Origin of the sequence: Streptomyces sp. NPDC050703 (assembly GCF_040654435.1) — a bacterium.
GTDB lineage: Bacteria > Actinomycetota > Actinomycetes > Streptomycetales > Streptomycetaceae > Streptomyces.
Window position 1 is genome coordinate 151,254 of record NZ_JBFAHX010000008.1, and the last position, 23,172, is coordinate 174,425.

At 73.2% G+C, this 23,172-nt stretch carries 19 protein-coding genes and 2 tRNA genes; 16 read left to right on the forward strand and 5 right to left on the reverse strand.

The window, feature by feature from the left end:
* The first annotated feature begins 431 nt into the window (after positions 1-431).
* The 3 genes from AB0I16_RS10660 (at position 432) to AB0I16_RS10670 (ending at position 2,461) form a co-directional block, all read left to right on the forward strand.
* Complete coding sequence (locus AB0I16_RS10660) at positions 432-1,664, forward strand: helix-turn-helix domain-containing protein (protein WP_363248935.1); 1,233 nt, start codon at positions 432-434, stop codon at positions 1,662-1,664.
* A 10-nt stretch (positions 1,665-1,674) separates the two neighbouring features.
* Entirely contained in the window at positions 1,675-2,277 is a 603-nt protein-coding gene (gene orn / locus AB0I16_RS10665) for an oligoribonuclease (RefSeq protein WP_363248936.1), read from the forward strand.
* 111 nt (positions 2,278-2,388) lie between these two features.
* Positions 2,389-2,461 (forward strand) — tRNA-His (locus AB0I16_RS10670).
* Between the two features lie 131 nt (positions 2,462-2,592).
* Here the strand turns inward: AB0I16_RS10670 and AB0I16_RS10675 are convergent.
* Positions 2,593-3,648, reverse strand: a complete 1,056-nt coding sequence (locus AB0I16_RS10675; RefSeq protein WP_363248937.1) for a LacI family DNA-binding transcriptional regulator — start codon at positions 3,646-3,648, stop codon at positions 2,593-2,595.
* A 303-nt stretch (positions 3,649-3,951) separates the two neighbouring features.
* On the opposite strand from AB0I16_RS10675, the gene AB0I16_RS10680 reads away from it, so the two are divergent.
* From AB0I16_RS10680 to AB0I16_RS10695, 4 genes are all read left to right on the forward strand, one after another.
* Complete coding sequence (locus AB0I16_RS10680) at positions 3,952-5,265, forward strand: ABC transporter substrate-binding protein (RefSeq protein WP_363248938.1); 1,314 nt, start codon at positions 3,952-3,954, stop codon at positions 5,263-5,265.
* A gap of 5 nt (positions 5,266-5,270) precedes the next feature.
* Positions 5,271-6,275: a sugar ABC transporter permease gene (locus AB0I16_RS10685; protein ID WP_363248939.1), complete on the forward strand. Its 1,005-nt coding sequence runs from the start codon at positions 5,271-5,273 to the stop codon at positions 6,273-6,275.
* Positions 6,276-6,391: 116 nt separating this feature from the next.
* A complete protein-coding gene (locus AB0I16_RS10690) occupies positions 6,392-7,204 on the forward strand; it encodes a carbohydrate ABC transporter permease (protein ID WP_363249027.1) in 813 nt (270 codons plus the stop codon).
* Between the two features lie 133 nt (positions 7,205-7,337).
* Positions 7,338-8,756 carry a GH1 family beta-glucosidase gene (locus tag AB0I16_RS10695; RefSeq protein ID WP_363248940.1) on the forward strand — a complete coding sequence of 473 codons (1,419 nt, stop codon included), beginning with the start codon at positions 7,338-7,340 and terminating at the stop codon, positions 8,754-8,756.
* Positions 8,757-8,891: 135 nt separating this feature from the next.
* Here AB0I16_RS10695 and AB0I16_RS10700 read toward each other — a convergent pair whose 3' ends face one another.
* Both AB0I16_RS10700 and AB0I16_RS10705 read right to left on the reverse strand, forming a co-directional pair.
* Entirely contained in the window at positions 8,892-9,752 is an 861-nt protein-coding gene (locus tag AB0I16_RS10700) for a fused MFS/spermidine synthase (protein ID WP_363248941.1), read from the reverse strand.
* A gap of 67 nt (positions 9,753-9,819) precedes the next feature.
* Positions 9,820-10,323, reverse strand: a complete 504-nt coding sequence (locus AB0I16_RS10705; RefSeq protein WP_363249028.1) for a hypothetical protein — start codon at positions 10,321-10,323, stop codon at positions 9,820-9,822.
* A 294-nt stretch (positions 10,324-10,617) separates the two neighbouring features.
* On the opposite strand from AB0I16_RS10705, the gene AB0I16_RS10710 reads away from it, so the two are divergent.
* The gene (locus tag AB0I16_RS10710; RefSeq protein ID WP_363248942.1) at positions 10,618-12,108 is read left to right on the forward strand and encodes a tetratricopeptide repeat protein; all 1,491 of its coding nucleotides are present in this window, start codon (positions 10,618-10,620) and stop codon (positions 12,106-12,108) included.
* A 10-nt stretch (positions 12,109-12,118) separates the two neighbouring features.
* On the opposite strand, the gene AB0I16_RS10715 is transcribed toward AB0I16_RS10710, so the two are convergent.
* The gene (locus tag AB0I16_RS10715; RefSeq protein ID WP_363248943.1) at positions 12,119-12,712 is read right to left on the reverse strand and encodes a histidine phosphatase family protein; all 594 of its coding nucleotides are present in this window, start codon (positions 12,710-12,712) and stop codon (positions 12,119-12,121) included.
* Positions 12,713-12,984: 272 nt separating this feature from the next.
* Between AB0I16_RS10715 and AB0I16_RS10720 the strand changes: the two genes are divergently transcribed.
* The 7 genes from AB0I16_RS10720 to AB0I16_RS10750 all read left to right on the forward strand — a co-directional run bounded on the left by AB0I16_RS10720 (position 12,985) and on the right by AB0I16_RS10750 (position 19,644).
* Positions 12,985-13,941: a phosphatase PAP2 family protein gene (locus AB0I16_RS10720; RefSeq protein WP_363248944.1), complete on the forward strand. Its 957-nt coding sequence runs from the start codon at positions 12,985-12,987 to the stop codon at positions 13,939-13,941.
* Positions 13,892-15,022, forward strand: a complete 1,131-nt coding sequence (locus tag AB0I16_RS10725) for a hypothetical protein (RefSeq protein ID WP_363249029.1) — start codon at positions 13,892-13,894, stop codon at positions 15,020-15,022. The genes AB0I16_RS10720 and AB0I16_RS10725 overlap by 50 nt, the downstream gene beginning before the upstream one ends.
* Complete coding sequence (locus AB0I16_RS10730) at positions 15,013-16,602, forward strand: hypothetical protein (protein WP_363248945.1); 1,590 nt, start codon at positions 15,013-15,015, stop codon at positions 16,600-16,602. The genes AB0I16_RS10725 and AB0I16_RS10730 overlap by 10 nt, the downstream gene beginning before the upstream one ends.
* A 58-nt stretch (positions 16,603-16,660) precedes the next feature.
* Positions 16,661-18,022: an AAA domain-containing protein gene (locus tag AB0I16_RS10735; RefSeq protein WP_363248946.1), complete on the forward strand. Its 1,362-nt coding sequence runs from the start codon at positions 16,661-16,663 to the stop codon at positions 18,020-18,022.
* A 103-nt stretch (positions 18,023-18,125) separates the two neighbouring features.
* Complete coding sequence (locus tag AB0I16_RS10740) at positions 18,126-18,479, forward strand: hypothetical protein (protein ID WP_363248947.1); 354 nt, start codon at positions 18,126-18,128, stop codon at positions 18,477-18,479.
* Between the two features lie 459 nt (positions 18,480-18,938).
* Positions 18,939-19,580, forward strand: coding sequence for a hypothetical protein (locus tag AB0I16_RS10745; protein WP_363248948.1), 642 nt, complete (start codon positions 18,939-18,941; stop codon positions 19,578-19,580).
* Positions 19,571-19,644: transfer RNA gene (locus AB0I16_RS10750), tRNA-Lys, on the forward strand. The genes AB0I16_RS10745 and AB0I16_RS10750 overlap by 10 nt, the downstream gene beginning before the upstream one ends.
* Positions 19,645-19,735: 91 nt before the next feature.
* On the opposite strand, the gene AB0I16_RS10755 is transcribed toward AB0I16_RS10750, so the two are convergent.
* On the reverse strand, positions 19,736-21,019 hold the full coding sequence (locus tag AB0I16_RS10755; protein WP_363248949.1) for a M6 family metalloprotease domain-containing protein: 1,284 nt from the start codon (positions 21,017-21,019) through the stop codon (positions 19,736-19,738).
* A 355-nt stretch (positions 21,020-21,374) separates the two neighbouring features.
* Here AB0I16_RS10755 and AB0I16_RS10760 point away from each other — a divergent pair, with 355 nt between their 5' ends.
* Entirely contained in the window at positions 21,375-23,171 is a 1,797-nt protein-coding gene (locus AB0I16_RS10760) for an EAL domain-containing protein (RefSeq protein ID WP_363248950.1), read from the forward strand.
* Position 23,172 lies beyond the last annotated feature (1 nt).

Sequence of the window (23,172 nt, forward strand, 5' to 3'; positions counted from 1 at the left end):
GTATTCGTACACACGATCCCGTAGCTTTTCAGCCAACTTCCGGGGCCTCCGCATTTCTTGCGGGAAGGGGCCTCCAACCCCCGGTTGACCAGGGCTGAAAGGTGCCCCGAACGCGCGCGCACCCTACGGGGACCGGCCATGGAGCGGAGGCGCACTTCCCAGCGCGGCCCACGAGTGCAACGCTTCGTGATCGAATGCTTCACGCCAAGTTGCCATGTCGACATTCTGCCGGGTGCTGAACTGGTCACCCCGGTGGCACGGGACACAGTAGATTCGATCTTGACTGTATTACGGCGGGGGACTGGTGGAGGACCGAGGGGAAACGTGCAGCAGCGACAAGCGAGGCAAGCGCGGCAAGCGCGTCAAGCACGTCAGGCACGCCAAGCACGCCAAGAACAGGGAGCCGCGACGACCGAGGGGGGTTTAGCAGCATGAGTCACGACTCCACTGCCGCGCCGGAGACCACGGCTCGGAAGCTGTCCGGGCGCCGCCGCCGGGAGATCGTAGCGGTGCTGCTCTTCAGCGGTGGACCCATCTTCGAGAGTTCCATACCGCTCTCCGTCTTCGGCATCGACCGGCAGGACGCAGGCGTGCCCCGCTACCGGCTGCTCGTGTGCGCCGGCGAGGAGGGACCGCTGCGGACCACCGGCGGGCTCGAACTCACCGCGCCGCACGGCCTGGAGGCCATCGGACGGGCGGGCACCGTCGTCGTACCGGCCTGGCGGTCGATCACCTCGCCGCCGCCGCCGGAGGCACTCGACGCGCTGCGCCGCGCGCACGAGGAGGGCGCCCGCATCGTCGGGCTCTGCACCGGCGCGTTCGTGCTCGCCGCCGCGGGGCTGCTCGACGGCCGCCCGGCGACCACCCACTGGATGTACGCGCCGACGCTCGCCAAGCGCTATCCGTCCGTGCACGTGGACCCGCGCGAGCTGTTCGTCGACGACGGGGACGTCCTGACGAGCGCGGGCACCGCGGCCGGAATCGATCTCTGTCTGCACATCGTGCGCACGGACCACGGCAACGAGGCGGCGGGCGCGCTCGCCCGCAGGCTCGTGGTGCCGCCGCGCAGGGCCGGCGGCCAGGAGCGCTATCTCGACAGGTCTTTACCCGAGGAGATCGGCGCCGACCCGCTCGCCGAGGTCGTCGCCTGGGCCCTGGAGCACCTCCACGAGCAGTTCGACGTGGAGACGCTGGCCGCACGCGCGTACATGAGCAGGCGCACCTTCGACCGCAGGTTCCGCTCGCTCACCGGCAGCGCGCCGCTGCAGTGGCTGATCACCCAGCGGGTGCTTCAGGCACAGCGGCTCCTGGAGACCTCCGACTACTCCGTCGACGAGGTCGCGGGCCGCTGCGGCTTCCGCTCGCCGGTGGCGCTGCGGGGCCACTTCCGGCGCCAGCTCGGCTCCTCCCCCGCCGCCTACCGGGCCGCCTACCGGGCCCGCAGGCCGCAGGGCGAGCGAGCGCTTGAGGCCGCTGCCACGGCGGCCGCCCAGGCGATGCCGACGCTGGTCGAGGCGGGGCCCGTGCCCTCCCAGACCCGGCGCACGGCTGCCGCGAGCGCGCTCGGGCCCTCGGCCTCGGTGCCCACCGAGGCGGGCAGGCCGAACCCGGACGTCTACGCCACCGGCCGTGCGCCCCTGCCCGGCCAGAGGAGTGCGCCGTAGGGTTGGGCGCATGAACGATCGCATGGTGTGGATCGACTGCGAGATGACCGGGCTCTCGTTGACGGACGACGCACTTATCGAGGTGGCCGCACTGGTCACCGACTCGGAACTGAACGTGCTCGGCGAAGGGGTGGACATCGTGATCCGCCCGCCGGACGCGGCGCTGGAGACCATGCCCGAGGTGGTGCGCACCATGCACACCGCCTCGGGGCTCCTCGACGAGCTGGCCGGCGGCACCACGCTGGCCGACGCCGAGGAGCAGGTCCTCACGTACGTACGTGAGCACGTCAAGGAGCCGCGGAAGGCTCCGCTGTGCGGGAACTCGGTCGGCACTGACCGCGGCTTCCTCGCGCGGGACATGCGGACCCTGGAGGAGTACCTCCACTACCGCATCGTCGACGTCTCCTCCATCAAGGAGCTGGCCCGGCGCTGGTACCCCCGGGCGTACTTCAACAGCCCGGACAAGAACGGCAACCACCGCGCGCTCGCCGACATCCGCGAGTCCATCGCCGAGCTCCGGTACTACCGCGAGGCGGTCTTCGTCCCGCAGCCGGGACCGGACTCGGACACGGCGAAGGCGATCGCGGCGAAGCACGTCCTGTCTGCGGAGTAGCCTCCGCGCAAGCCCTGTGTACGGGGTCCGCGAAACGTGTGCGCGAGCACCCCTTCGGACCCTGTACACTTTTTCTCGGCCGGTCGGAAGAGCGACAGAAGACCGGACATGGTGGGTGTAGCTCAGTTGGTAGAGCACCTGGTTGTGGTCCAGGTGGCCGCGGGTTCAAGTCCCGTCACTCACCCTGAAGGAAAGGGCCCCGGTTCGAGAGAACCGGGGCCCTTTCCGCGTGTGCGCGGCCTTCGCGGGCGCGCGGGCGTCCCGGAAGGGTCCACCGCCCCCGGCGGAGACCGGGAGGGGTTATGACACGGGCTCTTACGAAGAGGCCCGCTCCACCAGCCGCGTCGGGAGGACGAGCTGGCGCCGCTCAAGGCGCCGGGCGGCGAACGGGCGGCTGTCCGCGATCTCGGCGAGCAGCAGGTCGATCATGGCCCGGCCCATCTCCTCGATGGGCTGGCGCACGCTGGTCAGCGGCGGGTCCATGTGACGGGCGATCGCCGAGTCGTCGAAGCCGACGAGCGCCACGTCGTCGGGTATGCGGCGGCCCGCCTCCCGCAGCGCCTGGCGGGCGCCCGCCGCCATCACGTCGGAGCCCGCGAAGACCGCGTCGACGCCGGGGCACGCTTCGAGCAGCTCCCGCATCGCGCGCCGGCCGCCCTCCTCCGTGAAGTCACCCGGCACGATCATCCGCTCGTCCACCGGGCGGCCCGCGTCCCGCATCGCGGCGCGGAAGCCGTCGAGGCGACGCTGGGCTCCGTACACGTCGAGGCGGCCGGTGATCGTGGCTATGGAGGTGCGCCCGCGGGAGAGCAGGTGCTCCACGGCCGAGCAGGCGCCGGCGAAGTTGTCGGAGTCGACCGAGGGCAGCGGCTCGTCGGCCGACCTGCGGCCGCTGATCACGGCGGGGATCTCCAGCTGGGAGAGCAGGTCGGGGAGCGGGTCGTCGGCGTGCACGGAGACCAGGAGCACCCCGTCGACCCGGTGGGCCGCCAGGTACTGGGCCAGGCGCTGGCGCCGCTGGTCACTGCCCGCGAAGATCAGCAGGAGCTGCATCTCGGTCTCGCTGAGCTCGGCGCCGACCCCGCGCAGGACGTCGGAGAAGTACGGCTCGGCGAAGAAGCGGGTCTCGGGCTCGGGCACGACCAGGGCGATGGCGTCCGTGCGGTTGGCTGCCAGGGCGCGGGCGGCGGTGTTCGGGACGTAGCCCAGCTCGGCCACCGCGGCCTCCACGGCGGTCCTGGTCGCCTCGCTGACCCGCGGCGATCCGTTGATCACGCGGGAGACCGTGCCCCGGCCGACGCCGGCCCGTGCGGCGACCTCTTCCAGGGTGGGCCGTCCGCCGCTGCGGCCGCGCGCTGGGTGAGCTGCCATTGTCCGCCTCCCGTCACCATTCCCCCGGCCAGGAATGTAACAGCCGCGTCCGCGCCGGGCCGCCGCGCCGGAACCGCGGGCCTCCCGGTAACGGCCCGATAACCGAACACAGATCTCTGTGTCCGGTCCCTTGACACCCATGTCCGGAGCCACGAGTCTTCAACTCATCACCTGTGGGAGCGCTCCCACACTACCTGACACGTACACAACCCGCACGTTCCCCGCCCGAGCCGCAGCGTGAACCAACGGGCCCAGCAGAGCAGTTGGCCGGGGGGTCGGCACGTCAGGCAACAGGAGGACGTAATGCGCAGCAATTTCCGCCGGTCCCGGCGGCTGGTGGCCTACGCGGCGGTGACCGCACTGGCCACGAGCCTGCTGGCCGCTTGTTCCAGCGATGACGAGGGCGGTTCCGCGGGCAGCGACGGCAAGATCACGCTGAACGTGGGCACGTTCGGCGTGCTGGGCCTGAAGCAGGCCGGGCTCTACGACGAGTACGAGAAGTCGCACCCGAACATCACGATCAAAGAGAACGTGATCGAGCGGAACGACGCCTATTACCCGAAGCTGCTCACCCAGCTCCAGTCCGGCGCCGGTGTCAACGACGTGGCGGCCATCGAGGTCAGCAACATCACCGAGGTCGTCACGACGCAGGGCGCCAAGTTCGAGGACCTGGGCAAGGCCGAGGGCGTCGAGAAGTCGACGTACCTCGACTGGAAGTGGAAGCAGGCCACGACCAAGGACGGCAAGACGGTCGCCCTCGGCGTCGACATCGGCCCGACCGCGCTCTGCTACCGCAAGGACCTCTTCAAGAAGGCCGGGCTCCCCACCGACCGCGAGGAACTCGCGAAGGAGTGGGCCGGCGACTGGGACAAGTACGTCGCGCTCGGCGAGAAGTACATGAAGAAGGCGCCCAAGGACACCAAGTTCGTCGACTCCGCCTCCAGCGTCTACAACGCCGTCTTCGCCGGCGCTAAAGAGCGGTACTACGACAAGAGCGGCAAGGAGATCTACGAGGACAGCCAGGGCCGCAAGGACGCCTGGGACGCGGCCATGAAGGTCGCGGAGGGCGACATGTCCGCCAAGCTCAAGCAGTTCGACCCGACGTGGGACCAGGGCTTCGCCAACGCCAAGTTCGCCACGGTGGCCTGCCCCGCCTGGATGGCCGGGTACATCCAGGAGAAGACGGGACCGGAGGGCAAGGGCCAGTGGGACATGGCCAAGGCCCCGACGGACGGCAACTGGGGCGGCTCGTTCCTCGGGGTGCCGAGCGCGGGCAAGCACAAGAAGGAGGCGACCGAGCTCGCCGTCTGGCTGACCCAGCCCGAGCAGCTCGCGAAGGTCTTCGCCAAGCAGGCCAGCTTCCCCTCGACCCCTTCGGCGTACGACTCGCTGAAGCCGTCGGCCGCCACCAAGGCGTACTTCAGCGACGCCCCGATCACCGAGATCTTCGCCGGCATCGCGAAGAACACCCCCTCGGCCGTCTACGGCGTCAAGGACGCCCAGATCGGCCAGTCCATCACGGACATCGGTGTGCTCCAGGTGGAGCAGCAGGGCAAGTCTCCCGAGGAGGGCTGGGAGGCGGCCCAGAAGGAGATCAAGGATGTTCTGGGACAGTGACCCCCATGTCCGAGACCGCTGAGTACGCCGAGACCGCGTCCCCCGAGAAGGGGGGCGCGGCCCCGGCCGCGACCGGGAGCACGTCCTCCCGCACGCCGTCCCCCTGGCGCAGTCGCCTGTACCGCTGGGACATCAAGGCGTCGCCCTACGTCTTCGTCGCGCCGTTCTTCCTCTTCTTCGGCGCCTTCGGCCTCTTCCCGCTGCTCTACACGGGCTGGGCCTCGCTGCACCGCCTGGAGCTGACCAACCTCGACGACAGCACCTGGCTGGGCCTGGAGAACTACACCAACCTGCTGCTGAGCGACTACTTCTGGAACGCGCTCGGCAACACCTTCACCATCGGTGTCATCTCCACCGTCCCCCAGCTCGCCGTCGCGCTCGGCATCGCGCACCTGCTCAACTACAAGCTGCGCGGTTCCACGCTGTGGCGGGTCGCGATGCTCGCTCCGTACGCCACGTCGGTGGCGAGCGCCTCGCTGGTCTTCACGCTGCTGTTCGCCTGGGACGGCGGCATGGTCAACTGGCTGATCGGTTCGGTGGGCTTCGACCCCGTCAACTGGCGCGAGTCGTCCTGGGGTTCGCAGTTCGCCGTGTCGTCGATCGTCATCTGGCGGTGGACCGGCTACAACGCGCTGATCTACCTGGCGGCGATGCAGGCCGTGCCCCACGACCTGTACGAGTCGGCCTCGCTGGACGGCGCCTCGCGCTGGCAGCAGTTCCGGCACGTGACGATCCCGATGCTGCGGCCGACGATCCTGTTCACCGTGGTCGTCTCCACCATCGGGGCCACCCAGCTCTTCGGCGAGCCGCTGCTCTTCGGCGGCACGGCCGGGTCCAAGGGCGGCGCCGACCACCAGTTCCAGACGCTGGGGCTCTATCTGTACGACCAGGGATGGATCAACGGCCACCTGGGGCGGGCCTCGGCGGTCGCCTGGCTGATGCTCGCGATCCTGCTGATCATCGCCGCGGTCAACATGCTGATCGCCCGACGACTGAGGAAGGACCGATGAAGGCCCGCACGGTGGACCCGAAGGCCGACCGCCCCGAGGCCCCGCCGACCGACCGCGTCCCGGCCCCCAAGGCCGGGGGCACGGTGCGCCCGCTGGGCCAGAGGGCAGGCCGGACGATGCACGCGGGCCCGCTCACGTACATCGTCCTCGCGCTGTTCACTGCCGTCTCGCTCGCCCCGCTGATCTGGACGGCGATCGCGGCCTCGCGCACCAGCGGGCGGCTCGCGCAGACGCCGCCGCCCCTGTGGTTCGGCGGCAACCTCTTCAAGAACCTGGAGCGGGCCTGGACCGAGGCGAGCCTGGGCGACGCGATGCTGAACACCACGATCGTGGCGGGCAGCATCACCGTCGGCACCGTCCTGTTCTCCACGATCGCCGGTTTCGCCTTCGCCAAGCTGAAGTTCCGGTTCAGCGGGGCGCTGCTCCTGCTGACCATCGGCACGATGATGGTGCCGCCGCAGCTCAGCGTCGTACCGCTGTACCTGTGGGTCGCGGACCTGCAGTGGACCAACCAGCTCCAGGCGGTGATCCTGCCGACGTTCGTGAGCGCCTTCGGCGTCTTCTTCATGCGGCAGTACCTGCTGCAGGCGCTGCCCGGAGAGCTGATCGAGGCGGCCCGGATGGACGGGGCGAGCAGCCTGCGGATCATCTGGCACGTGGTGTTCCCGGCGGCGCGGCCCGCGATGGCCGTGCTGGGCCTCCTGACGTTCGTCATGGCCTGGAACGACTTCCTCTGGCCGATCATCGCGCTCAACCAGTCGAACCCGACGGTGCAGGTGGCACTCAACTCCCTCGGCACGGGGTACATCCCCGACCGGGCGGTCATCATGGCGGGCGCCCTGCTGGGCACGCTGCCGCTGCTGCTCGCGTTCGTCCTGTTCGGCAAGCAGATCGTGAGCGGGATCATGCAGGGTGCCGTGAAGGGCTGAATCTCCGGGGGCCCCGCACCGGGCTCCCGGACACCTTCCCCTTCCCCGTCCCCCTCCCGTCCCCTCCCCCGGCCTCTCCCTCCCGCTCTCTCTTCTTCTTTCTCTTCCTCCTACGCTTCATGGGAGCGCTTCCATGCCTGAACCCATTACCTTCCCCCAGGGCTTCCTCTGGGGCTCCGCCACCTCCGCGTACCAGATCGAGGGCGCCGTGCGCGAGGACGGCCGTACGCCGTCCATCTGGGACACCTTCAGCCACACGCCCGGCCGCACCGACGGCGGCGACACCGGTGACGTGGCCGTCGACCACTACCACCGCTACCGCGACGACGTCGCGCTCATGGCCGGTCTGGGCCTGGGCGCCTACCGCTTCTCCGTCTCCTGGTCCCGCGTGCAGCCCACCGGGCGCGGCCCCGCCGTGCAGCGCGGCCTCGACTTCTACCGGCGCCTGGTCGACGAGCTGCTCGCCAAGGGCATCGAGCCCGCCGTGACCCTCTACCACTGGGACCTGCCGCAGGAGCTTGAGGACGCCGGGGGCTGGCCGGTGCGGGAGACCGCGTACCGGTTCGCGGAGTACGCGTCGATCGTCGGCGAGGCACTCGGCGACCGCGTCGACTCCTGGATCACGCTCAACGAACCGTGGTGCAGCGCCTTCCTCGGCTACGGCTCCGGCGTCCACGCCCCCGGCCGCACCGAGCCGGCCGCCACCCTGCACGCCGCCCACCACCTCAACCTGGCGCACGGCCTCGGCACACAGGCCCTGCGCACCGCCCTGCCGGCCCGTGCCCGCGTCGCGGTGAGCCTCAACTCCTCCGTGGTCAGGGCGGTCTCCGAGGCGCCCGGGGACCTCGACGCGCGGCGGCGCATCGACAACCTCGCCAACGGCGTCTTCCACGGGCCGATGCTGCACGGCGCCTACCCGGACGACCTCCTCGCGGACACGGCGCGGATCACCGACTGGTCCTGCGTACAGGACGGCGACCTGGCGGTCATCCACCAGCCGCTGGACGCGCTCGGCCTCAACTACTACACCCCGGCCCTGGTGTCGGCCGCCGAGGACGGCGCGGGGTCCGCCCGCAACGACGGGCACGGCGCCAGCGACCACTCGCCGTGGCCCGGCGCCGAGGACGTCGCCTTCCACCAGACGCCCGGCGAGCGCACCGCGATGGGCTGGAGCATCGACCCGACCGGGCTGCACGAGCTGATCATGCGGTACACCCGCGAGGCGCCCGGACTGCCGCTCTACATCACCGAGAACGGCGCGGCCTACGACGACAAGCCCGACCCGGAGGGCCGCGTCCACGACCCCGAGCGCATCGCGTACCTCCACGGCCACCTGGCCGCGATCCGGCAGGCCATCACGGACGGGGCCGACGTCCGCGGCTACTACCTCTGGTCGCTCATGGACAACTTCGAGTGGTCCTACGGGTACAGCAAGCGCTTCGGCGCGGTCTACGTCGACTACGAGACGCAGGCCCGCATCCCGAAGTCCAGCGCCCAGTGGTACGCGGAGGTCGCCCGCGCGGGCGCGCTGCCGGAACTCGTGCTCGACTGAGCCGCCCCGAGGGGGACGAGGAGGACGAGGGGGAAGGGGCGGCGGGCCGGCCGGTGCGGACGTGGACGCGGGAGAGCACCTGGCACGGCTCGGCGCCCCGTGTGGAGATCGTCCGGCCCCGACGGCGGCCGGGGCTCAGCGGAAGACCGAGGGCGGTGGCGCGGGTGAGGCGACCGCGCGCGCGTCCGTCACGGCGACCGCTCCCCCGCTGAAGTCCCGCAGCGCGCGGCCGTGTTCGACCCGGGCCGGGTGCGGATCGCTCGCGCTGCGCCGGGTCAGCTCCGCCACGGGCAGCGCCTGGTCACCGGCGAGCAGCACGGCGTTGCCGAACCGCTTGCCGCGCAGCACGGTGGGGTCGGCGACGAGCGCGAGTTCGGGGAAGAGAGCGGCGGCGGTGGCGAGCTGGCCGCGCAGATGCGCGAGGGGCGGCCCGTCGGCGAGGTTGGCGGCGTAGAACCCGCCGGGGCGCAGCACCCTGCGTACGTCGGTGAGGAACTCCGTGCTGGTGAGGTGCGCGGGGGTGCGGGCGCCGCTGAAGACGTCGGCGACGACGAGGTCCGCCCAGCCGTCGGCGATCTTCGCGAGTCCTTCGCGGGCGTCGGTGCCGCGCACCCGTATGCGGGCCCCCGGGTCGAGCGGCAGTTCGCGGCGGACGAGTGCGATGAGGGCGGTGTCGCGCTCGACGACCTGCTGGGTGGAGCGGGGGCGGGTCGCCGCTATGTAGCGGGCGAGGGTGAAGGCGCCGCCGCCCAGGTGCAGGGCCTGTATCGGCTTGCCCGCGGGCGCGACGAGGTCGGCGACGTGACCGAGCCTGCGCTGGTACTCGAAGTCGAGGTACGCGGGGTCGTCGAGGTCCACGTGGGACTGCGGGGCGCCGTCCACGAGCAGCGTCCACGCGCGGGGCCTGTCCCGGTCCGGCAGGAGCTGGGCGAGCCCGCCGTCCACCTGCTCGACGACCGCGTCGGACTCTTCCCGTGACCGCCTGTTCCTTGCCATCGGACCATTATCGGCGCCGGGTACCGCGCGGGCCCGGCGAGGGGTTGCGGGCCGCCCGGGGCCGGCGTCAGCGGCAGTTGTCGGCGGCCTCGATCGTGCGGGCCGCCTGGCCGAGCGCGGCGCGCAGGACGGCGGGGTCCGTGACGGGGTCGGTCTCCTCGCCCGGCGGCAGCAGCCAGCCGGTGCCCGCGACCGGCGGCTCGGGGACGGCGGGTCCGGGGTCGGGCTCCGCGCGCGGGTCCGTGCCGCGGCCGAAGGTCTGCGTGCAGGCGCTGCCCGGCAGGTCCCAGCCGTCGGCGGTGCCGGGCGGCACGAGGAATCCGAGGGTGTCGCAGCCGCCGTCGTGCAGGACGGGGCCGATGGTGTCGCCCGCCCCGCGGCGCAGGATGTCCACCGCTTCGAGCCCCTGCCGCGCCGGGACCGTGACCAGGTCGCAGCACTCGTCCTCGCACGCGGTCCCGCCCGGCGGCGGAGCGCTGCCGTCGTGCGTGGGCCGGTGCCGGGCCGTCGTCAGTGACGGTACCGCGCCGCTCTCCGTACGGGAGTCGCTGTTCTCCATGCCGATCTCCAACAAGGGGACCCTCCTCGCGAGTACGGGAGCTGTTGCGGTCTCCCTCTCCACATGGTCCAACGCCGGCCGGCGTCAACAGGCACTGCGGCACGCCGCCGCAAAGGATGGCAGTTCATGGCAGATCGTGGGTGAGATGACCGGTTTGTAGACGAACTCCGCGTGTCGGGGCCCGCACAGCCGGTACGTTCGTGCTCCGCCGGAACAGGGGCACCCCGCGAGATCCCGTGCGCGGGCGTGACCGCTGTGCGCGAGCAGGTGCGCCCGTCCGGCACGACCGCACGAGAGGGTCCGGCCATGGCGACCTCACCGATGGCATCGTCGACTCGGTCCCCGCGACCGAACCTCGTCTTCCGGCGGCTGCGCGGACAGCGCTCGCCCGGCGAGTTCGCGGCGGCGGTGCGCCGGGCCGCCCGCGAGATCGGCGAGCGCGTGTGCTGCGACGCGCGCTACATCGGACGCGTGGAGGCCGGTGAGATCCGCTGCCCCAACTACGCCTACGAGCGCGTGTTCCTGCACATGTTCCCCGGCCGGACCCTGACCGACCTGGGGTTCGCGCCCCGGTCGCAGGTGCGCGGCAGGAGTTCGCGCCCCGGCCCCGACGCACCGCCGCCACCGGCCGTCCCCACCGGCTCCCCCGCCCCGGCCCCCGCAAGGAACCACCCGCACACCCCGATCCACTGGTACGAGTCCCGTCCGTCCGGGTCCGACCCCAGCACCCGCGGTCCGTACGCGATCCAGACTCCAGAGGGGAGCGACGTGCGACGTCGCGCATTCATGACCGGCTCGACGGCCGCCGTGGCCGCCGCGTCCCTCGGCTCCGTCGGGCTCGCCCTCGACGGTTCGGCCGAGGCCGCCGTCCGGCGCGGCCGCCGGGCGGGCGACGCCGAGGCACACGCGGTCGAGGAGGCCGTGCGCCGCATCCGGCTGCTCGACGACCGGCACGGCGCCGACGGCCTGTACCGCAGGGCCGCCGCGCCCCTGCGGACCGCCTACGCCCTGCTCGACGCGGGCACCACCCGGCAGTCCACCGCCGACCGGCTGCACGCGGGCGCGGGGGAACTCGCCATCTCCGTGGGCTGGCTCGCGCACGACTCGGGCCGCTTCGACGACGCCCGTTCGTACTACTCCGAGGCCCTCTCGACCGCCCGCGTCGCCGACGACGCCGCCCTGGAGGCCCACGCCTTCTGCAACACCGCCTTCCTCGCCCGCGACACCGGGCGCCCCCGCGAGGCGGTCAGGGCGGCCCAGGCGGCCACCCGCGCCGCCCGGCGGCTCGGCTCCCCGCGGCTGCTCTCGCTCCTCGCGCTGCGCGAGGCCGGGGGCTGGGCCGGGCTCGGCGACCGCGCGGGCTGCGAGCACGCGCTGACCCGCGCGCACGCCCTCTTCGACCGCGGCCCCTCACCGGACGACCCGGAGTGGATGAGCTTCTACGGCGAGGCCGAGCTGAACGGCCTGGAGGCGCAGTGCTGGTCGGCGCTCGGCGACTGGGCGCGGGCCGCCACGCACGCGCGGCGCGCCGCCGTCACCGCGGCGTCCGAGACCCCGCAGTTCACCAGGAACATCGCGCTGTACACCGCCGAGCTGGCCGACGACCTGGCGCGCGCCGGGCGGCCCGACGAGGCGGCGACGGCGGGGCTGCGGGTGCTGTCGTTCCTCGACGAGGTGCAGTCCTCGCGCGTGCAGTCGATGCTCGCCACGACGGCGCGGGTGCTGCTGCCGCACCGCAGGGCCTCGGGGGTCGGCGGCTTCCTGGAACGGCACGCGGCGCTGCCGCGGGCCGTGTAGGCGCCCGCCGCTACGACAGGTGGCCCGTCTCGTTCCACGATTCGATGGCGGGCTCTCCGTAGGCCCAGCCGAGGACCGAGAGGGACGTCGGGTTGAGGCGGACGCGGGACGCGAACGCGATGTCCTCGCCGAGCCAGCGCGCGCCGATGACCCGCAGGATGTGGCCGTGCGCGAAGACCAGCACGTCGCGGTCGGCGCTCCTGGCCCACTCGACCACCTCGTCCGCGCGCGCGGAGACCTGGGCCAGCGTCTCGCCCCTCGGGACGCCGTCGCGCCAGATGAACCAGCCGGGGCGGACGGCCTGGATGTCGGCGGGGGTCATGCCGTCGTAGGCGCCGTAGTCGAACTCCATGAGCGCGTCCCAGGTGGCGGCGCGGTCCCCGAAGCCGGCGATCTCGCAGGTCTCCCGCGCCCGGGAGAGCGGGCTCGTGCGCACCTCGACGTCCGGCAGGCCGTCGTAGGGTGCCCGGTGCAGCCGCTCGCCCAGGAGCTTCGCGCCGCGCCGGCCCTCGTCGAGGAGCGGGATGTCCGTCCTGCCGGTGTGCTTCCCGGACAGCGACCATTCCGTCTGTCCGTGCCGGGCCAGCAGGATGCGCGGTGCCATGGGGGCTCTCCAACTCGTACGCGGCCTCGGGCGCGGGCTCCGAGGGACTTCTGCAGCTTTCTACGGACAGGTGGGCGCCCGTTCTCTCCATCATCACCCACCCGTGTCAGGACGTTCGCCCGGGTCGGCAACCCGGCGGGCGATCTCTGCGTCTTGGACGAGCGGGGGACGCCGCGGCCTCGTCCGCGCAGCCCGTAAGGTGATGCGGCGCCCAACGCGGGTGACCCGAGCGGCGAGCGCCGAGTGAACAGAGATGATGGGGGACCGACCGGATGCTGCCCAAGAGCGAGGCGCCAGGCACGGGCGGCCCGTCCGGACAGCGGTTGCGCTGGTGGACGGAGCTGCCGCTGATCGTGCTGGTGTACGCCGCGTACTCGGCGGGGCGGCTGGTCGTCAGGGGCGACGTCGCCGCGGCGGTCGACCACGGCATCGGCATCCTGAGGGCCGAGCAGTTCCTGCGGCTGAACGCCGAGAGCCCGCTGAACCGTCTCTTCACCTCGCAGCCGTGGATCGGCGTCCCCGCCGACTTCTGGTACGCCTCCCTGCACTACCTGGTGACGCCCGCCGTCCTCGTCTGGCTCTTCCGCAGCCGCGCGGTCCACTACCGTGCCGCACGCGCGTGGCTGATGATCTCCACGATGATCGGCCTGGTCGGCTTCACGCTCCTGCCGACGTGCCCGCCCCGGCTGCTGGACGCGAGCCACGGCTTCGTCGACACCATGGCGCAGTACAGCGGTTACGGCTGGTGGGGCGGCGAGGCGAGCGCCCCGCGCGGGCTCGGCGGCATGACCAACCAGTACGCGGCGATGCCCAGCCTGCACGTGGGGTGGGCGCTGTGGTGCGGCGTGATGCTGTGGCGGCACGGGCGCACGCCGCTCGCGCGCGTCGCCGGCGTCGCCTACCCGCTGATCACCACGATCGTCGTGATGGGCACCGCCAACCACTACTTCCTCGACGCGGTCGCGGGCGCCGCCGTGATGGGCGTCGGACTGCTCCTCGTACGGCCCGTGCGGCGGCTCAGCGACCCCGTGACGGCCCGGCTGCGGACGCGGTTCATCCGCTCCTCGGGCACCCCGTCCGCCACGGAGTCCTCGATTGTCGGTGCCGGGTGCCAGACTTCGGTGGGTGAGCGACTTCCCCGACAGCGCAAGCAGAGCGTCGACCTCAGTGCCGAGCCGAGTGCCGGCCCCGCCACGGCGGAGGACGGCGCTCCGGCAGCGGCTCGCTGAGCTGCGAGGCCCCGACGTCCCCGCGCGCCCGCTGGACGCCAGGGCGCTCGCCGCGCTGGCGGCCAACCCCGGGTGCAGCCGGCGCTCGCTGCTCGACGGCGCGGGCGTGGACAAGACGGTGCTCGCCCGGTCGCTCGGCGCGCCCTCCGGCTTCGGCCAGTCCCAGTTCGCGTTCATGCGGGGCAACGCCTTCGAGGCGCGGGTCAAGGGCGACGGCGGCGCGGAGCTGCTCCGGCTCACGCACCGGTTCCTGGGCGGCGGGCCCGAGCCCGTGCCCGGCGAGAGCACCGTCCCCGACCTGGCCGCGGCGGGCCCCGAGGGCCGCGCCGCGCGCACGGCGCTCGCCCTGCGGGAGGCCACGGCGTCCGGCGGCTGGACCCTCCTCGACCACCCCATGCTGGCCATCGACGTGGCGGGGACGCCCGCCTTCCTGGAGCCGGACGCGGTCGTCGTCCACCCCGACGGGGGCTGGACGGTCGTGGAGATCAAGTCCTTCCCGATGGTCGACGGCTCGGCGGACGCGGCGAAGGTGGGCGCCGCGGCCCGCCAGTCCGCGGTGTACGCACTGGCCCTCGAACAGGTGGCCGCGCGGATCGAACCGCCGCCGGAGGTCCGCCACCACGTCCTGCTCGTCTGCCCCAAGGACTTCTCCAACCTGCCCACGGCGTCCGCGATCGACGTCCGCAAGCAGCTCTCGGTGACCCGTCGCCAGCTCGCCCGCCTCACCCGCGTCGAGGACATCGCGGCGGAGCTGCCCGAGGGCACCACGTTCGACGTGCGCCGCCCCGCCGCCGAGCTGACCGCGGCGGTCGAGGCGGTCCCCGCGACGTACGCCCCCGAGTGCCTGTCCGCCTGCGAGCTGGCCTTCCACTGCCGGGCGCGCGCCCGCGAGAAGGGCGAGGTGACGGCGCTCGGCCGCTCGATCCGGGGCGAGCTCGGCGGCCTGACCTCCATCGACGACGTCCTGTCGGCGGCCTCCGGCACCACGGGCGACCCGGCCGACCCGGTAGTGGCGACCCTGCGCAGGGCGGCGGAGCTGCGGGCCGAGGCCCTGGCGGGAGAGGCGGCGGCATGTCACTGATCGACGGCCTCGCCCGGCTCGAAGCGGTCTCCACGGGGCGGGCGCAGCCGCGGGCCACCGTGCGTCACCGGCATCTGTCCCAGCGGCCCCTCGTCCTCGTGCCGCTCACCACCGCCGGCGAGGCGGGCGCGCCGCTCGGCGCCCTCGTGGGGACGGAGCGGACCTCGCCGCGGCTCCTCGTCGTGCCCCAGCCGCGCGACCGCGACCTGCGCTTCGCGTTCCTGTCGGAACTCGCCGAGATCGTCCTGCCGTACGTCGACTCGTTCGCCGACGACGTGGAGGCGGCCGAGCGCAGCGAGACGGACCCCGAGACCGGCAAGCGCGTCAAGGTCGAGGTCGAGCTCTGCGCGGACGCCCCGCAGCTCATCGTCCCCAGCCGGGCCGGCATCGAGTTCGTGCGGCTGCTCGGCCGCTCCACGCGTTTCCGCCGCACCGCCGAGCAGGACCCCGAGGCGCCCTATCCGGCGCCGCCCCGCGTCCCCCTCCTCGGCCGCTGGCTGACGCACTTCGGGGAGCGGGCCCGCGTCCCCGGCTCGTCGCTGCTGCTCGCCATGACCGAGCTGCTCTCCCGGCACTGGGCCACCGGCCAGTCCAGCCTGGAGGACCAGCACCTGGGCGCCCTGCTCGCCTGGATCGAGGCCCCGGAGGGCACATCGGGCGCCGAGGCCGCCTTCCGCGCGGAGCTGGCGCGGGACGAGGCGGGCCAGTTGCTGTGCCCGCCGGCGGGCCCGGCCACGGACCCGGCGTTCGACAACACCCTGCTCGCCCCGGCCATGGAGCGCTTCGACCGCGCCCGCGGTGCCCTCGCCGCCGCCGAGGACGGCGTCGAGGCCGACGTCGGGCTCGCCGCGCTCACGGCGGCGGAGCGTGAGATCCACGCCCTGATCGACAGCAGGACCCGCCCCACCTGGGACGCCGTCTGGCGCGGCCTGGACGCCCTGTGCACGCTGCCCGTTGCGGCGCACGACGCCGACCGGTGGACGCGCGACCGCTGGTCGTTCACGGGCCACCGGGACCGGGTCGTCGCGGGCGAGCCGCCGCAGCCGCGCGTCGACGACGCGGTCACCGCGGCGAACAAACTGGCCGCGCGGGAGCGCGAGCAGTCCCGCCTCGAAGCCCAGGAGGCGCTCGACGACCCCCTGGTGATGGCGGGCCGCCGGCTCGCGGGCGAGGCCTTCGCGGGCGAGGTGACGGAGGTCGTCATGGCGTACAACGAGGCCAAGAGCCCACGGCCGCGCCCGCTGGTCACCGTGCGCACCGACGACCGCCCGCACCTCGGCGAGCGCACGAAGGTGTACCGCGCGCTGGGCGGCAAGCCGCAGACCGCCGAGTTCGTGGCGTACGAGGGCGAGGGCGTCGTCGTGCTGCGCCTGACCGACAAGATGGGCCGCGGCAAGGAGCCCGACCCCGGCTCGGTGCCCGGGAAGGGCGACCGGATCTGCTGGACGCTCTTCGAGCACGAGCAGCGCGGCGGTCCCAAGCTGCCGGACCCCGAGGAGACCCCGTGGACCCACGGCGGCCCGCCGTCGGACGAGGCCGCGGAGCGCCCCGATCCGGTGACGCCGGAGGACACCCTGTGACGTACGCGGAAAGCGCACCCCGAGAGAGTGCCGTGACCCACGCGGAAAACACCCAGTGATGCAGCTCGCCCCGCCCGCGGGCGGCGCCTTCGACCCCGGCGCCGAGGCCGCGCGCGCCACGGAGGCGATCCTCCACGACACGCTGCACGGTACGCACCGGGGCGTCGTGGTCGACTCGCCGCCGGGCGCGGGCAAGTCCACGCTGGTGGTCCGCGCGGCCCGGGAACTGGCCGCCGCCGGCCGCCCCCTGATGGTGATCGCCCAGACGAACGCGCAGGTGGACGACCTCGTCCTGCGGCTCGCCGAGAAGGACCCCGAGCTGCCGGTCGGCCGTCTGCACAGCAGTGACCCCGACCCGTACGACAAGGCGCTCGACGACCTGCCGAACGTCCGCAAGTCGACCAAGGCCGGTGACCTCGCGGGGCTCGACGTCGTCATCTCCACGGCCGCGAAGTGGGCGCACGTCGAGGCCGGCCGGCTCGACGCGCCGTGGGGGCACGCGATCGTCGACGAGGCGTACCAGATGCGGTCGGACGCGCTGCTCGCCGTGGCGGGGCTCTTCGAGCGGGCGCTGTTCGTGGGCGACCCGGGGCAGCTCGACCCGTTCTCGATCGTGGGCGCCGAGCAGTGGGCCGGGCTGGCGTACGACCCCTCGGCCTCGGCCGTGACGACGCTGCTCGCCCACAACCCCCAGCTGCCGCAGCACCGCCTCCCGGTCTCCTGGCGGCTGCCCGCGTCGGCGGCGCCGCTGGTCTCGGGCGCGTTCTATCCGTACACGCCCTTCCGCAGCGGCACGGACCACGGCGACCGCGCGCTGCGCTTCGCGGTGGCTTCGGACGGTTCGGCCGCGGACCGGGTGATCGACGAGGCGGCAGAGGCGGGCTGGGGCCTGCTCGAACTGCCCGCGCGGAACACTCCGCGCACGGACCCCGAGGCGGTCGGCGCGCTGGCCCGGGTGGTGCGGCGGCTCCTCGACCGGGGCGGGGCGGCCACGTCGGAGCGCGGGCCGGAGCCCGCCCCGCTCACGGCCGGCCGCATCGCCGTCGGCACGGCCCACCGCGACCAGGCGGCGGCGGTCCGGGCGGCCCTCGCGGACCTCGGCGTCAGGGACGTCACGGTCGACACGGCGAACCGCCTGCAGGGCAGGGAGTACGACGTGACGGTCGTCCTGCATCCGCTCTCCGGCCGCCCCGACGCCACGGCGTTCCACCTGGAGACGGGGCGCCTGTGCGTCCTGGCCTCCCGGCACCGCCACGCCTGCATCGTGGTCTGCCGCGCGGGCGTGGACACCCTCCTGGACGACCACCCGTCGACGGAACCGGTCCAGCTCGGCGTGACCGTGAAGTTCCCCGACGGCTGGGAGGCGAACCACGCGGTGCTCGCACGGCTGGCCGAGCACCGGGTGCGGTGGGCGGGGTGAGCCGCCGCGAGGTGGGTCCCGTGGCCCACTTGTGCGGCGGGGGACAATGGGAGATGGCCTGAACGCCGCACGGACGGCGCGCACCGTACGAGGAGGACCCACCATGGCGGAGCCCGAGCGGCCCCGGACCGAACAGCGCATGCGTCCCGCGCCCCTGCTCTTCGAGCCCGCGGAGGCGGTGGCCGACACCGAGCACTTCTTCGACCTGGAGTCGATCGAGGACCCCCGGCGGCTGCTCGACCGCGCGACGGAGCTGACCCACGCGTTCCGCGCCGCGACGGACCGCTCCGTGGAGTTCCAGGCCATGGCGGCGGCCCAGCTCGCCGACCCGCGCCGCTTCGACCGGATGACGACCGCGCTGATCGCGGAGCGCGCGCAGTGGACGGAGGACTACGCCAAGAAGATGGTGGAGTTCGGCCGCGACCTGCTGCGCGGTGACGCCGAGAAGCACCCCTAGCCACGCCCCACCCGAAGCCACCGCCGGCCTACCCGAAGCAGCCCGGAGCCGCCCGGCCCGCCCGGAGCCTCCCGGAGCCGCCCGGCCCGCCCGGAGCCTCCCGGAGCCGCCCGGCCTGCCCAGAGCCGCCCGGCCTGCCGGAGACCGCCCGGTGGCGCCCGGCGCGCTTGAATGACGGCCCGGAGCCGCCCGGCCCCCCGAGGACCGCCTGGTGTCCGCCCGCCTGCCGGAAGACCGCCCGGAGCCGCCCGGCCTGCCCGGAGACCGCCCGGCGCGCATGAATGACGGCCCGGAGCGTCCGGCCTGTTCGAGGGCCGCCCGGCCCGGCGGGAGACCGTTCGTGGCGAACATATGTCCGGCATATGCCGCGAGGGCAAGGTACCGCACCGCTTCCGCCGTTGTCCCCGGTTCCGGCAACCCTGGGCGACGGGATGCTCACCAGGAGTAGACGTACCTGGCATGAGCGCCCGCACCCCCTCGCCCCCGCATGCCGCCCCCTCCCCGCTCGGCCTCGGTCCCGGTCCCGTCCACGACACGGCCTGTGACGTCACCGCGGAGGGTGCCGCGTGGCTGGCCTCCGCCGAGGTGTATCCGCGCAGCGCGCTCGCCCACTGGCGGGCCAGGCCCTGCGCCCCCGCCGTCCTGCCCTGCGGCTCCGCCTTCGACGTCGTCAGCGTCCCCGCCGTCTTCGGCCGGCGCATGCTGGACCACCTGTGGGACGAGGGTCCGGGCTCGGGCCCGGTGGCCGTGCACCGCGGCCGCACGCTCCTGTTCGCCGCCCCCCGCACCGCCCAGCGCCTGCCCTCGCTGCTCGGCTGGGAGGAGTGGGGCGCCCGCGTCCCTTCCGTGCTCTGCCACGGCGCCGGCGACGCGATCACCGTGCCGCCGCTCACGGCCCCCGCCGACGCCACGGGCCTCCGCCCCGAAACGCGCTGGCTGGTGGCGCCCGGCACCCGTCACCCCTGGCTGCCGGGTCCCGAGGTGCTGCTCTGGGCCTGCGTGCGGGCGGCCCGCGGGGCCGGGCCCCCCGCGGCGCGCACAGCGATTTTTCCCGGCGGCGATCAGGATGCTAAGGTCTACGACGTCAGCAGGCGCCGCTAGCTCAGTTGGTTAGAGCAGCTGACTCTTAATCAGCGGGTCCGGGGTTCGAGTCCCTGGCGGCGCACAGACAGTGGGAAGCCCCTCGCGGAAGCGGGGGGCTTCTCGCATTCCGCGACCGCGCGGGCAAGCCCCCCCTCGGCGGCCCTCGCCCCGCGTCACTCCCCCGTCGACACCTGCACCGTCCAGGCCCCCGAGGCCGTCCTCGCCTCCACCTCCACGCGCACGTCCTCCCCGGGGACGGAGAAGCTCTCCCCCGTCCGGACCGGGGCGTCCGCCAGCTGGGGGTGGACCGAATCGCCCCAGCAGGACTTCGTGTCCGGGTGGGCGTCGACGACCCGGACGGGGCCGCTGCCGGAGGCCGTCTCGTTCCGCACCTCGTAGACGAGCACGCCCTCCGTGCACGTCGCGTGGTCGTTGCCGGTCCGGCTGCGGGCCTCCAGGGCCAGGGCCGAGTCCCGCCCGGTGCGGATCACCGCGAGCCGAGTGCCGCCGACGGCGCCGCGCACCGGGTCGGCCGACAGGGGCTCCAGGGTCAGCCGCTCGGCGCCCGAGGTGACGCAGTGCACCTGGCCGGGTTCGAGCCAGCCCAGTTTCCACTTGTGCCAGCCGAAGAGGTCCGGCGCCAGGCCGAACTGGCTGCCCATGACGTCCCAGTCCCCCACATGGGTGTCCCAGTCGCCCTTGCCGTCGGTGGGGCGGTGGTAGAGGTCGGGCAGGTCGAAGACGTGCCCGGTCTCGTGGGCCAGGACGTTGCGGTCCGGCGGGTGGCGCTCGAAGACGGTGACGATGCGCCGGATGTCGGCGCCGTCGGCCCGCATCGGCCGGTCGAAGTTGACGACCTTGGTGGCGTCGGAGTCGACGCCGGGCGCGTCCGGGTCGGCGACGAAGTAGACGACGTCGTAGCGGGAGAAGTCCACGTGCGGATCGGCGGCGGCCAGCGCGTCGCGCAGATAGGCGGCCCTGCGCTGGGCGTTCCAGTCACGCTGTATGGCGTACTCCGTGGAGGTCCGCGGCATCTCCACCCACTCGCGCCCCGGATGCGGGCGCAGCCTGAACTTGCCGTACGAGGCCCGCTCGAAGAACCGGCTGGTGGCGGGGAAGTGGTCGGCGGCCAGCTCACGCGGCGCCGTCAGCGGCGGCGAGTCGGGGAAGGAGAGGAAGACCATGACCGCGTCCAGGGTCCTGACCGGGCGCGGGTAGCCGCTGTTCCAGGTGTCGAGCCCTTCCGAGTGGTGCGCGGCGGTGCGGCGCAGGGCGCAGGGGCCCGCGACGGGTTCGGCGATCGCGGGCCCCGCGACCAGCGAGGTGGCGGCCAGGGCGGTCAGCGAGGTGAGGATCGCGGCGGTGCTGCGCAACCGGGGATTTCCCCCTCCACGAGTGAGTCCCCAAGAGGGGAGCTGACGCGGCACGTCGACCTCCGGGTGCGGAATGCGGGACACCCCACCCACCTTGTGGCGTTCTTATGCTTTACGCCCTGTTTGCCTGGCCCTTCCGGGTGAGGACCGGACAGAGGGCGACACCCCGAGCGCTCACGGAACGTCACAAGTGATCGGCCTGCGGAGAAACCGGGCCACGGCCGAGCAGAAACGATCTGTCACGGAGAACGGAACGCGCTCGGGGTGGCGGAACGGCTGGCTGGCGTCTCCGGTCGGCCTCTATGATCGGCACACTTTCCTGCGCGGGCCCGTCCCCCACATGGGCCCCGCCGGCTGAACGACGCCCGACGAGACCTGTTCGAGAACGACTGCACTGCGGGAGCAAGCGGTGAACGGAACGTCCGAAGGGCCCGCCCCCATGACCGCCACACCGTCCGGCGGCCACGCTCACACCGTGACGGAACGTGGCGGACCGGAGCGCGCCGACTACCGCGGCGCCTTCGCGCACGCCCCTCTCCCCCTCGCCGTGGTCGACGGCGAGGGACTCGTGGTCGACGCCAACGACGCCTTCGCCGCCCTCCTCGGCGCGCCCCCCGACGAGCTGGCCGGGCGCGTCGCCGCCGACCTGGTCGACCTGGCGTCCGACGCCCGCACCTGGCACACGTACCGCGAGGTGCTGCGCGGCCGGCAGGCCGAGCTGCGCTGCACACGGCGCCTGAAGCACCCCGACGGGCACTCCCTCTGGGCGCGGATCACGGTCTCGCCGATGCCGGAGTCCGCCGACCGGAGCGGCGGCGGGACCGTGCTGCTCGCCGCCGCCGACATCAGCGCGCGCCGCGAGCTCCAGGCCAGGCTGCGCCATGTGCAGATGCACGACCCGGTGACCCGGCTGCCCAACCGCAACCTGTTCTTCGAGCGCCTCGCCGCCGCGCTCGAAGCCGGGGCGTACGACGACGCGAGCACCGGCCGGGTGGGCCTGTGCTACCTGGACCTCGACGGGTTCAAGGCGGTCAACGACACCCTCGGCCACCGCATCGGGGACCGGCTGCTCGCCGCCGTCGCGGAGCGGCTCACGCGCTGCGCCGACCTGGCCTGCCGCGGCAGGCCCACGCCGCCGCTGGTGGCGCGGCTCGGCGGCGACGAGTTCGCGCTGCTCGTGGAGGAGTCGACCGGCACCGAGGAACTCGCCGACCTCGCCGAGGCGACACTGCGGGCGCTGCGGGAGCCGTTCGACCTGTCGGGGCAGCGGCTCTCCGTCTCGGCGTCCGTCGGCGTGGTGGAGCGGCGCGCGGCCGGCACCACCGCGACGGGTCTCATGCAGGCCGCCGACACCACGCTGTACTGGGCGAAGACGGACGGCAAGGACCGCTGGACGCTCTTCGACCCCGAGCGCAACGCCCACCGCATGACCCGCCAGACGCTCTCCAGCTCGCTCAGGCCCGCCATCGACCGGGGCGAGTTCGTCCTCGACTACCAGCCGCTGGTGGGCTTCGACGACGAGGACGTGCGCGGGGTCGAGGCGCTGGTGCGCTGGCAGCACCCGCAGTTCGGTCTTCTGACGCCGAATCGGTTCATCGGTCTGGCCGAGGAGGACGGGTCGATCGTGCAGCTCGGCTGCTGGGTGCTGCGCACGGCCTGCCGTCAGGCGCGCCGCTGGCAGCTCGCCCATCCGGAGCGCGAGCCGGTCTTCGTCAGCGTCAACGTGGCGGTGCGGCAGGTGTGGGACTCCGACCTCGTCGCGGACGTCGCCGGCATCCTCGCCGAGACCGGGCTGCCGCCGCGGCTGCTGCAACTGGAGCTCACCGAGTCCGCCGTCATGGGCTCGACGGGCCGCCCGCTCCAGGCTTTGAGGGCGCTCAGCGAGATGGGCGTGCGCATCGCCATCGACGACTTCGGCACGGGCTACTCGAACCTGGCGTACCTGAGCAGGCTGCCGGTCTCCGCCCTCAAACTGGACGGCTCCTTCGTACGGGGCTTCCAGTACGAGGAGGGGGAGACGCAGGGCAACCCCGCCGACGCGGTCATCGTCGAGGCGATGGTGCAGCTGGCCCACCGCCTCGGTCTGACGGTGACCGCCGAGTGCGTGGAGACCGCGGCCCAGGCCACGCGGCTGCGGCGCATCGGCTGCGACACCGGCCAGGGCTGGCTCTACTCCCGGCCGGTGGCGGCGGATCGTATCTCCGTACTGCTCGGCGAGGTGAACACCGGCGCCTGAG